The sequence below is a fragment of the Aneurinibacillus aneurinilyticus ATCC 12856 genome, assembly GCF_000466385.1.
GTDB classification, from domain to species: domain Bacteria; phylum Bacillota; class Bacilli; order Aneurinibacillales; family Aneurinibacillaceae; genus Aneurinibacillus; species Aneurinibacillus aneurinilyticus.
In genome coordinates this window covers 1-10,314 of the sequence record NZ_KE952885.1, presented here as the reverse complement: position 1 = coordinate 10,314, position 10,314 = coordinate 1, and the positions used below count along the sequence as shown (strand labels likewise).

The following is a 10,314-nucleotide window of genomic DNA, read 5'->3' as shown; positions in this document are numbered from 1 at the left end:
TCTTCCACCTTATGGATAATCAACAGGCGTGATTCTTGGGTGTATATTCCTTGGTGTTTGTAGCTGGTTTGCCGATATCGTTAGAAGTTAACCCGTTTATTTCCACAGAAGATGAGGTTTGAATTCTTTTAAACCAGAATGCGATAGGCTGCCTTAGTCCATATGTTAGAACACAGGAATAATCATAGATGCTTTTAACCGAAATTAATCCAAACTATTTTTGAACTTATTACGGATATACTTATAGGGCGGTAATCATCATTAAGAAAGCAAGTGATGGAAGTATGGATAGTGAAAAACGGTGGATTAGAAAAATAAAGCGAAACGCTAGTGATGCGGCGGCGAACGAACTTGTTTCTAAATATTACAAAGAGATGTATGCGTTCGTTTATAAGCAAACGCTTGATTCAGAATTGTCGCTAGATCTTACACAGGAAATTTTCATTAGAGTTTTGAAATCAATTCATAATTACGATAGTAAGAAGGCGACTTTTCGAACTTGGCTTTATAAGTTGGCATCTAATCGACTTATTGATTTTTACAGGTCGAAAAGCTACAAAGATGTACAACGGGTAGAGCCAATTGAAGATTATGAATTTGAAGATGAGTATGATATGACCATTTCGCTTGAGTACAAAGAAGATTTTGAAAAGGTCACTACACTTGTTAATGACCTTGATGCAGGATCTCAACGAATCATTCGACTTAAACTGTTTGGGGAATACACTTTTCAGGAAATTGCGTCAATCGAAATGATTCCGCAATCGACGGTGAAAACGAAATACTATGCAGCATTGAAACAAATTAGAAAAGGAATGGAGGTTCATCATGGATAAAGAAAAATTTCATATTCCCATGCCAGATGAGCGTACAATACAGAATCAAATCAATCAAATTGTTGCTGCCGGTGTAAAACGTAACAAGTCGTTTCCTGCTTATTTAAAATCAATGTATCATCAAGTTGGCATCAGACATTTATTTTCTGACCGTTCAGAGTTTGTTTTCATCCTTTTTATAGCAATCAACTTGCTGAGTATTTTTTTAGTCAGATCTGAAACTGTACTAAGACAAGTAGATAATTTGTACGCCTTTATTTTTCTGATTTCGCCAGTTTTATTTATCGCCCTTTCGGTATACACATATTCAAATAAAATCATGAATACTACTTACGAAGTCGAGATGACGTGCAAATATAATGTTTATCAAATCATCGCATTTAGGATGCTTTTGTTTAGTATCATATCCATTTTGGTTAATTCGATGACGATACTCTTCATTGTCATGTCATATAATGATGCGCACTTCTTTAGGGCATTTATGATTTCCATTACAGGATTATTTATTTTTTCTATTGTGTTTTTATATACCTTGATGAAAAAACATTCTACTGTAATTGCTGCTATGACGATCATTGGGTGGGTCTTGGGAAATTTGCTTTTAAAATTCTTGGACAACAAGTTTTACAGTGATATTCTAATCAACTTGCCGTTATTTGTTTATGGGATTGTTCTAATTGGCAGTATTTCGTTTTATATCCATTTATTGAAAAGACTTGTTTATTTTAAACAGACGAAGGGAGCTTTTTAGCATGATTATCATAAAAGATGTGAGCAAACAGTATGGGAGTTTTAGTGTGCTAAACAATATTAATTTGGAATTTATAAATGGAGTATATGGGTTACTTGCTCCAAATGGTGCCGGGAAAACGACGTTGATCAAGATGCTTGCGACGTTAATTTCCCCAAGTAAAGGCGAAATCCTTTATTGCGGTGAAAACATTCTTGATATGGATGAAGGTTATCGGACGTTACTGGGCTATTTACCGCAGCAGTTTGGGTATTACAAAAACTATTCGCCAAAACAATATTTATTATATTTGGCCGCGTTAAAAGGTATTGGAAAAAAAGAGGCAGTGAATATCATAACGGAACTATTGGATAAAGTAGCGTTAAGCGATGTAATGAATAAAAAAATGAAGAAATTTTCAGGGGGGATGATCCAGCGTGTCGGAATCGCACAAGCGCTTTTAAATGACCCGAAAATCCTTATCCTGGACGAGCCTACGGCGGGATTAGATCCAAAAGAACGTGCGAGATTCAGGCACTTACTATCAGAACTAGCAAGAGATAGACTCGTAATCATCTCAACTCATATCGTGTCGGACATTGAATCGATTGCCAATGAAGTGATCATGATTAAAAATCAGCAGATTCTTTATAAAGATTCAGTCGAAAAAATTTGCGCTTCGCTTGAAGGGCAGGTTTATGAAGCATCTATTCGTTATGAACAATTAGATGAGTTCAGAACGCGCTATGTCGTTCTGTCGGAGAAACAAGAAAGAGGAAATATGAGGGTCCGATTTATTCATAAAGAGAAGCCGGAAACAGAGTGGCAGCCAGTAACACCCCACTTGGAAGATGTCTTCCTTTACGAATACCGCGATGAAATAGAGGTGGAAGTATAAGCACGATGAGAATTATTTTTCACGAATGTAAAAAGGCATTCACATCACCTATCCTTGTTGTGCTCATTTTGCTGTTTATGGCTTACAACATGTTTTTGATTTTCAGCAATTCCTATTTTAAAGAGGAATTGAAAGTCGTCAATGAGTTGGCTGAAACCTATGGTGTGAAGATGACGGACGAATCATTGCATCAGTTCCAACAAGATTTGCAAAAAGATTTTGCCAAGTTAAATGAAATCACGAGAAAACATACCGCTCAAGAATTCAGCAGTATAGATGAATTTTTGAATACTTTGCGTTATGAGGACCGTGATCTTTATACCGAAAAGGAGTGGGCTTTTTTCACCCAATACCAGTTGAAAGAAATGTATTTTAATCTAGCAAAAAGTATTGATAGCGAATATGACCGGATGGATTGGAAAAGGATGGCCAAGTCTGAAATTGAGATGTATGGATTGAGTGGTAGTGCGGCAAAGATACTGCAAAATGAATACGATAAATTTTCGCAGCGGTTCGAAGAAATGAAAGAAAACAGGGAACATAAAACATGGTTTTTCGCGGGGAAACCGTATAAAGTGCACAGCTTTTTGTTTAGAACGGTATTTGGACATTTGATTTTTGAAGCATTAATTTTAATTGTGTTGGCGACGGCTTTGATTACCAATTATGAGTTTGAAAACAGAACAAATCTGGTCACCTATTCTACAAAAAGAGGCCGACGGTTAATGAAAGATAAGCTTGCTGCTTCTCTACTGATGGCGACGGCGATAACAGCCTTTTTGTTTGTCATTACTCTTGGCACTTATTTTTCAGTGTTCGATTACTCGTATTTATGGGAAAGTTCGATTAGCAGCGCGTTGAACTGGGAGTATAATTTACCATACGTATCTTGGTGGAATTTATCCTTTTTGGCGTTCCTTCTTTTGAGTATTTTGCTCGTCTATATGTGCATGATTCTGTTTTCAGCCATTACGTTTGTAATTTCTATTTTCGTGAAGAACAGTTATTTTACCTTCTTTCTTTTTACCGCTTTTTTCGCAATGGCTTATATGATGAATGGTTTTATGCCACAATCATCGATGTTAATTTTCATCGCTGGATTTAATCTATCATTGCTTGTTATGAATCCACATATGTTTTTCATGGGAAGTGGCGGGCTTATGATGTTTAAATTTTATGAAATGATTACAGTCGGTGTTTGGATGATGATCGTCAGTGTTCTATGTATTTTTTCTTTCAAAAAGTTTAATAAACAAGAAATTTATTAAGGGGAAGTCATATGCAGATCTTATTACATGAAATAAAGAAAATTTTTAGTTGGAAAATACTTCTTTTACTTCTTTTCGTCAATGGTATCCTTTCCTTTCTTTTAATTGAATTTGATATTAAGTATTTCCCAAATGGAAGACCGGCCCTTGATTCGTATCGTATCGGGGTGGAAATGATTGAGAAGTATGGAACGCATATGGATGAGGACGATTTCGCTGATTTTAAGAAAACGTATGAAGTTCAATTAGAAGAAGCGAATCACTATTTACAGACAAGAAAAGAATTTGTGGACGCGGGAATGGGAACGTATGAGGATTTTAGAAATTATGATCGAAATAACAAAGAGCAGGATGTACTTTATGATAAGGTCATGTTTAAAGAACCAGTCGACATGTTATGGGAACTTGAGGAAAGAAGTAGATTGATCGAAAATTATAAGAGTAAGGAAATAAGTTTGGAACACTATATGAAGGATGCAAATGCTAAACAAAAACTACGATTTAACGAACTAATAGAAGCTGGACATTATCCAGTATATCCTGAAGTGGCTTTTGCAAACTTTAAAAGTTTTATTTACCATGTAGCGATTACCATCATTTTTAGCGTGGTATTGGTTTTGCTACCGATTTTCATCCAAGATCGTTCAAGGCGATTGCTTGATTTGCAGTATACGGCGAAAAAAGGCCGGAATCTTTATAAGACGAAAGTAGCGGCAGGATTGATCTCCACCTTTATCGTGATAACCACCTTGCTGATCACTTATTTTGGTTTTTACTCTTTGAACCATACATCCATGTTTTTTAGCGTGCCTATTCATATGTTTGGCGGAGATTTTTATTGGTATGATCCAACGTTTTTCCAGTATATTGTTCTTACAGTCGTGGCTATATATATTCTAGGATTTGTTTTCGCCCTGTTGGCGATGTCCTTTTCAAGTATTATGTCGAATACAATCGCCTTAATCGGTATTCAAATCCCATTCGTTATTATTATGATCAAGTATGGAGTATTTTATATGATGAGACACATAATTAGTATATGGGTGCCTAAATGGGTAGTTCCGACATCGTATAGTGTCATGCTTGTTGTTAGTGTAGTATTTATTGTTCTTTTATGGAAACGAGAGAAGAAAAGGGATATTGTTTTATAGAGAAAAATAGCCTTGAGGGCAGGAGCCACAACGATACACTCCATATCCCGTCGGTCCAGCTTCATAACATATTTCGGGTTGTGCATTTTCCCTACATGATCAACTCGTTTGCGAGCGGCTTCTGAAGTGTTTGGAATCATACTGTAAAAACGTGGGGCTTCTCGACCTGAATTAGCAATCGCTACAGCAATAGATTCTTTGGAAATGTCTAAAACCAATGTATTTTGTGATATCCTTCATAGTACCGGCTCCTTTTTCATATTATGACTCTGTACTGGCCTTCTACATCCCATGTAACCCACGCGATTATGAAAAATAGGGACTGGCCTCGTTCACTATGACTATATACATCTGGTTTGATAAATCGCCACATTTTTGTGGTAGGAGGTAAGAAAAAAAGGAAGGGCGGGCGGCGGGCGGAAAAAGACACATTGGCCTTTCTTTTGCCGGAGTGTAGGGCGTATCCAACCTCTTCTTTTTTCCGAATTTCCTCCTTCTAACTATCTGAACTTTTGTTACTACGTCAAGTGATTTCTACATAGATAAGATTGCCTGGTACAATGAAAATTCAAGAGGCCAAATCCATGAGGTAAAAAGAAAGAAACCCAATGCATGGGAGCTATATGATATGCTGGTTCCCCTTTACTTAAACAAGAATCCGTTTATAACCATAAGTTTAGCGCCTTGCATCTAAAAGTAATTTTATTTCTTTTATTTGTTCTATATGGCGCTGTTCATGTAAATATAGCTGTTCAATCCATTGATCAAGAGGTAATTCACCAAAAGCAGGATGCTTCACTGATTTTTCCGCTAATATGGATTTATCTTCTATAGTGCTAAGAAAAGTCATCAATTTTTTTCTCGAATCGTTTAATAAATCAATTATTTGCTGAACTTTAAATGGCTCTACATCTGGTTCAACGATTTTTGGAGCTTTAATCTTTTTCGTTCTATCTAGTATAAGGTGAACTTTTTTACGTTCTTTTTGAGTACTATCAATCTCTTTTAATCCCCATGCAATAGCCTTTATAGATGCCTCTTCCACTAAAACTAAGTGGTGACAAACTTGTGCTATACTCCACTTAGTCATATCAGGCTTGCTATTAAATTGGGCATCACTTAATAGGGTAATCTCCTTTACCAAGTTATTTCTCGTTTCATACAGATTGTCATTTGCTAATTTATTCATAAAATTTCTCCCTTCATCAGAAAGTGCGTGCTTAGATTCCTATTCTGTATATATTCGGTACGATGAAAAGTATTCTACTCATATTATAAGTTTAGTAGCTTATTCATCTCAATCTACCATGAGAATATCATTTTAGTTCAGGGAAAAAAGTATTTTTAGATTATTTAAGAGCATTAAAGATATCGAGTAAACCGCACTTGATCGTGATGGGGGATAAAATGCGGAAGAACCACCGAAGGATGAAAAATCCAGTGCAGTGGTTCTTTTTTTCTCTCGTCCTCTATGCCATCATTATAGATGGGGGCGATGAAGGATGTTCCAGGATTTCAAGCTCGTCGGTGACCGTCCGGTCGCGATACAAGTGAAAGAATACGTCAAACGTTTAATTATAAAAGGGGCGCTTCAGGCGGAGCAGAAGCTGCCCTCCACACGGGAAATGAGCGGTCTGCTTAAGGTGAGCCGCAATACAGTCATTGCAGCCTATGAAGGCTTGGAGGATGACGGATTTACGTACGCGATTCCCGGCAAGGGCAGCTATGTGGCCGCCATGGTGGGCCAGTCGGCTGCAGATAACGGAGGAGCTGACGGCTCTGCCGCCTGGCAGATCGACTGGAAGGCAAGAATGAACGAGTATGCTGTATCGGCTGTAGAGCTGGATATGATGAAGCAGGGCATTCGTGCCAAAGAAGGAACCATCTCGTTCACAAGCATCGCTCCGGATGAGCAACTGTTTGATCTGGGGGATGTGAGGCGAGCCTTTATGGACCGGATGGCAATCGAAGGGCAGGTGCTGCTCAACTACGGCTATGCCAAGGGCTACAAGCCGCTGATCGATTACCTGATGCATTATATGGAGAACAAGGGCGTCGATATAAGCGGCAAGGAGATGCTGATTACAGGCGGGTTTACAGAAGGCTTTGACATTGTGCTGTCAGCATTGCGCCCTTCTGCACGCCGAGGGGCGGCAATTTGTGAAAATCCAACCCATCATACAGCGATCAAAAATTTGAAGCTGCAAGGATTTGAGATTACCGGCGTTCCGATGGAGCGTGACGGTATTGATGTGGAGCGGCTAGAGGCGGTATTGCAGACCAATAGCTTCGATCTGGCCTATTTGACTCCTTCCTACCACAATCCGACAGGCATCGTCATGTCGCCGGCAAAGCGCAGCGCCGTTATGAAATTAATGATGCGTCATCAGATTCCGGTGATCGAGGATGGGTTCAATGAGGAGCTGCGCTATTCGGGAGCACATGTTGCGCCTTTAATAGCGACAGCAGGGCAAGGGAACGGAGTAATCTATATTGGCAGCTTCTCCAAGGTGCTGTTCCCTGGCTTGCGAGTAGGTTGGGTACTAGGGGATCGAGCGCTGATCGACACTCTGGAAAGCATTAAGCGTGCACGCACTATTCATACATCAACAATCGATCAATCGATTTTATACCAATATTTGCTTAACGGAAATTTCGATAAGTATGTAAAAAAAGCACGGACAGAGTATAAGCGCAAGTATGAACTGACAAAGGCATACTGTGAAGCACATCTTCCTGAGGCACAGCTATCTGGCGACGGAGGCTTGCATTTGTTCCTCACCTTCCCGACAGGTGTAAATACACGCCAGCTGCTAGAAGCTTGCACAGAACAGGGCGTTATTTTTACACCTGGAGACAAGTTTTTTATTCAAGAAGGGGAAGGGACGAATACATTACGGCTTGGTTTTTCACGAGTAACGGATGAAAATATTGAGCAGGGTATTCAAATAATCGGCAAACAGGTGCGTAGCTTTCTTAAGGCATAACGATTAAGAAAAGAGCTGTAGAGATGGAATTGTTCTGGAGAAGCACCAGCGTTCGGAAGAACAAGCCGTAACCACACAACGATTTTTAAGAAAAATGAGGTGTCATGATGAAAATTGGCGTTATTATGGGCGGTATTTCCTCTGAGCGTGAAATTTCCCTGCGGACAGGTCAAGAGATGATCAATCATTTGGATCGCAGCCGCTATGAAGTGGTTCCAATTGTGATCGAGCAGCGAGCGGATTTAATCGCGCAGGTCCAGCAGGCTGGCATCGATATTGCGCTGCTGGCACTGCATGGCCAGTATGGCGAGGACGGCACAGTGCAGGGAGCGCTGGAGACGCTGGGCATTCCGTACACAGGCAGCGGTGTCCTGGCAAGCAGTTTATGCATGAATAAGCAGCTGTCCAAGATGCTGCTGAAGGCAGCGGGTGTGCATACGCCTGCAGGCCTTTGTTGGCAGGGGATGGACGATTATGATTCGCAGATGGTGAAGCGGCTGGGCTACCCGGTTATTGTGAAGCCGAATACGGGGGGATCAAGCATCGGCATCCAGCTTGTGCAGAATGAGAAGGAGCTGCTGCCGGCTGTTCAGGAGGCTTGCAGCTTGGATCAAGCAATCTTGATTGAGCCTTATATTAAAGGAACAGAGCTTACCTGCTCGATAGTGGATGGCGAGGTATTGCCGATTATCGGCATTCGCTCCGCTCATTCGGAGTGGTTCGACTACAAGGCGAAATATGAGGCCGGCGGCGCTGAGGAGAAGGTGATCCAGCTTCCTCCCGTTATTGAGCAGCGTGTGCGCAAGGCGGCACTGGCCAGCTACCGGTTGCTGCAATGCAAGGTTTATGCGAGGGTCGATATGATTTTGTGTCAGGATATGCCTTATGTACTGGAAGTGAACACATTACCGGGAATGACCACCAACAGCCTGCTTCCGAAGAGTGCAGCAGCTGCAGGTATAACCTTTACACAGCTGTTGGACCGTATTATTACCAGCTCGCTTCATGAACGGAAACAGGGATGGGGGATGGTGCAATATGTTTAGTAAAGAGGGGACAGGGCAGTTTTTATCCTCGTGTGTACGGGATATTCGGCCATCGGGAATTCGCGCTTTTTTTGATCTGAATGCAACAGGCGGAGATACAATCGCCCTCGGGGTCGGAGAGCCTGATTTCGTTACACCGGAAAAGGTACGTGAAGCTTGCATTCAGGCATTGCGTGAAGGGCAGACAAAATATACTTCAAATGCCGGCTTGATGGAGCTGAGGGAGGAGCTTTCTGCTTATTTTTCCAGCAGCTTCGCGCTTTCCTATGACCCCGAGCAGGAAATTATCGTGACAGTGGGGAGCAGTGAAGCTGTCGATCTGGCGCTGCGGGCGGTGATCGATCCGGGTGACGGGGTGCTAATTCCGGCGCCAAGCTATATTGCCTATGAACCAATTACCCATCTGCATGGCGGTAAAATTGTGGAGGTGGCGGCTACAGCGGAGGAGCAGTTCAAGCTAACCCCACAAGCGCTGCAAGCGGCAATTACGCCTCATTCAAAGGCTTTAATGATCAATTATCCGTGTAATCCGACCGGAACAGTTATGACGAAACAGGATTGGCTGCCGATTGCAGAGCTCATTATCAAACATAATCTGGTCGTCATTTCGGATGAAGTTTATGCCGAGCTGACTTACGGGAGAAAGCATGTGAGTATCGCCTCCTTGCCGGGCATGAAGGAGCGCACGATTGTCATCAGCGGTTTTTCCAAAGCTTTTGCGATGACAGGCTGGCGGCTGGGCTATGCGTGTGGTCCGCGTGAGCTGATTGCCGGCATGCTGAAAATCCACCAGTACACGGCCATGTGTGCCCCCACCATTGCACAGATTGCCGCGCTCGAATCGTTGCGTCATGGCTTGGCTGCCAAGGATGAAATGATGGCGAGCTACAATGAACGCCGCAAGCTGTTTGTGGCCGGCTTGAATGCAATCGGCCTGACCTGTCACGAGCCTGAGGGGGCTTTCTATGCCTTCCCTTCAATTGCTTCTACTGGCATGTCATCTGAACAGTTTGCTCTTCGGCTGCTGGAGGAAGCGAAGGTGGCGGTCGTACCAGGACATGTATTCGGATCAGGTGGAGAGGGCTTTATTCGCTGCTCATATGCAACCTCGCTCGTCGACTTGGAAAAGGCTCTGGAGCGGATGGGGAGGTTTATGCGGGTGATGCAGCCGGTTTGATGAAAACTTTAGCATATAGAAGAAATTATAATTGATAAACCAACTACAGCGACTCTGCCACCTGAACAAGCAAAGCGATTAAAAAATGCACGGCAGGCTGCTTTAAGCCTTATTTAACAGCAAACAAAAGAATCCATTTTGAAAAAAGATCGATCAAAATGGATTCTGCAGTTTTTAATACAAATGTAATTTTTCAAGGGTGTTGATTATCCAGTATGATC

At 41.6% G+C, this 10,314-nt stretch carries 9 protein-coding genes and 1 pseudogene; 9 read left to right on the top strand and 1 reads right to left on the bottom strand.

Annotated features, from left to right (window positions below; genetic code table 11):
• Positions 1-284 precede the first annotated feature (284 nt).
• From HMPREF0083_RS21385 to HMPREF0083_RS28335, 6 genes and pseudogenes are all read left to right on the top strand, one after another.
• Positions 285-836 carry an RNA polymerase sigma factor gene (locus HMPREF0083_RS21385; RefSeq protein ID WP_021623889.1) on the top strand — a complete coding sequence of 184 codons (552 nt, stop codon included), beginning with the start codon at positions 285-287 and terminating at the stop codon, positions 834-836.
• Positions 829-1,587, top strand: a complete 759-nt coding sequence (locus tag HMPREF0083_RS21380) for a hypothetical protein (protein WP_021623888.1) — start codon at positions 829-831, stop codon at positions 1,585-1,587. The genes HMPREF0083_RS21385 and HMPREF0083_RS21380 overlap by 8 nt, the downstream gene beginning before the upstream one ends.
• 1 nt (position 1,588) lies before the next feature.
• Positions 1,589-2,464 (top strand): ABC transporter ATP-binding protein, encoded by an 876-nt coding sequence (locus HMPREF0083_RS21375; protein WP_021623887.1) that lies wholly within the window; start codon positions 1,589-1,591, stop codon positions 2,462-2,464.
• Positions 2,465-2,469: 5 nt separating this feature from the next.
• Positions 2,470-3,732 carry a hypothetical protein gene (locus HMPREF0083_RS21370; RefSeq protein ID WP_021623886.1) on the top strand — a complete coding sequence of 421 codons (1,263 nt, stop codon included), beginning with the start codon at positions 2,470-2,472 and terminating at the stop codon, positions 3,730-3,732.
• 11 nt (positions 3,733-3,743) lie between these two features.
• Complete coding sequence (locus HMPREF0083_RS21365) at positions 3,744-4,883, top strand: hypothetical protein (RefSeq protein WP_021623885.1); 1,140 nt, start codon at positions 3,744-3,746, stop codon at positions 4,881-4,883.
• A gap of 538 nt (positions 4,884-5,421) precedes the next feature.
• Positions 5,422-5,517 (top strand): annotated as a pseudogene (locus HMPREF0083_RS28335) (formylglycine-generating enzyme family protein); the annotation flags it as partial.
• Positions 5,518-5,559: 42 nt separating this feature from the next.
• Here HMPREF0083_RS28335 and HMPREF0083_RS21360 read toward each other — a convergent pair.
• Entirely contained in the window at positions 5,560-6,072 is a 513-nt protein-coding gene (locus HMPREF0083_RS21360; RefSeq protein WP_021623883.1) for a DinB family protein, read from the bottom strand.
• Between the two features lie 313 nt (positions 6,073-6,385).
• On the opposite strand from HMPREF0083_RS21360, the gene HMPREF0083_RS21355 reads away from it, so the two are divergent.
• From HMPREF0083_RS21355 to HMPREF0083_RS21345, 3 genes are all read left to right on the top strand, one after another.
• Positions 6,386-7,870: an aminotransferase-like domain-containing protein gene (locus HMPREF0083_RS21355; protein ID WP_021623882.1), complete on the top strand. Its 1,485-nt coding sequence runs from the start codon at positions 6,386-6,388 to the stop codon at positions 7,868-7,870.
• Between the two features lie 107 nt (positions 7,871-7,977).
• Positions 7,978-8,916 (top strand): D-alanine--D-alanine ligase, encoded by a 939-nt coding sequence (locus HMPREF0083_RS21350; protein ID WP_040304301.1) that lies wholly within the window; start codon positions 7,978-7,980, stop codon positions 8,914-8,916.
• On the top strand, positions 8,909-10,093 hold the full coding sequence (locus HMPREF0083_RS21345; protein WP_021623880.1) for an aminotransferase class I/II-fold pyridoxal phosphate-dependent enzyme: 1,185 nt from the start codon (positions 8,909-8,911) through the stop codon (positions 10,091-10,093). The genes HMPREF0083_RS21350 and HMPREF0083_RS21345 overlap by 8 nt, the downstream gene beginning before the upstream one ends.
• Positions 10,094-10,314 lie beyond the last annotated feature (221 nt).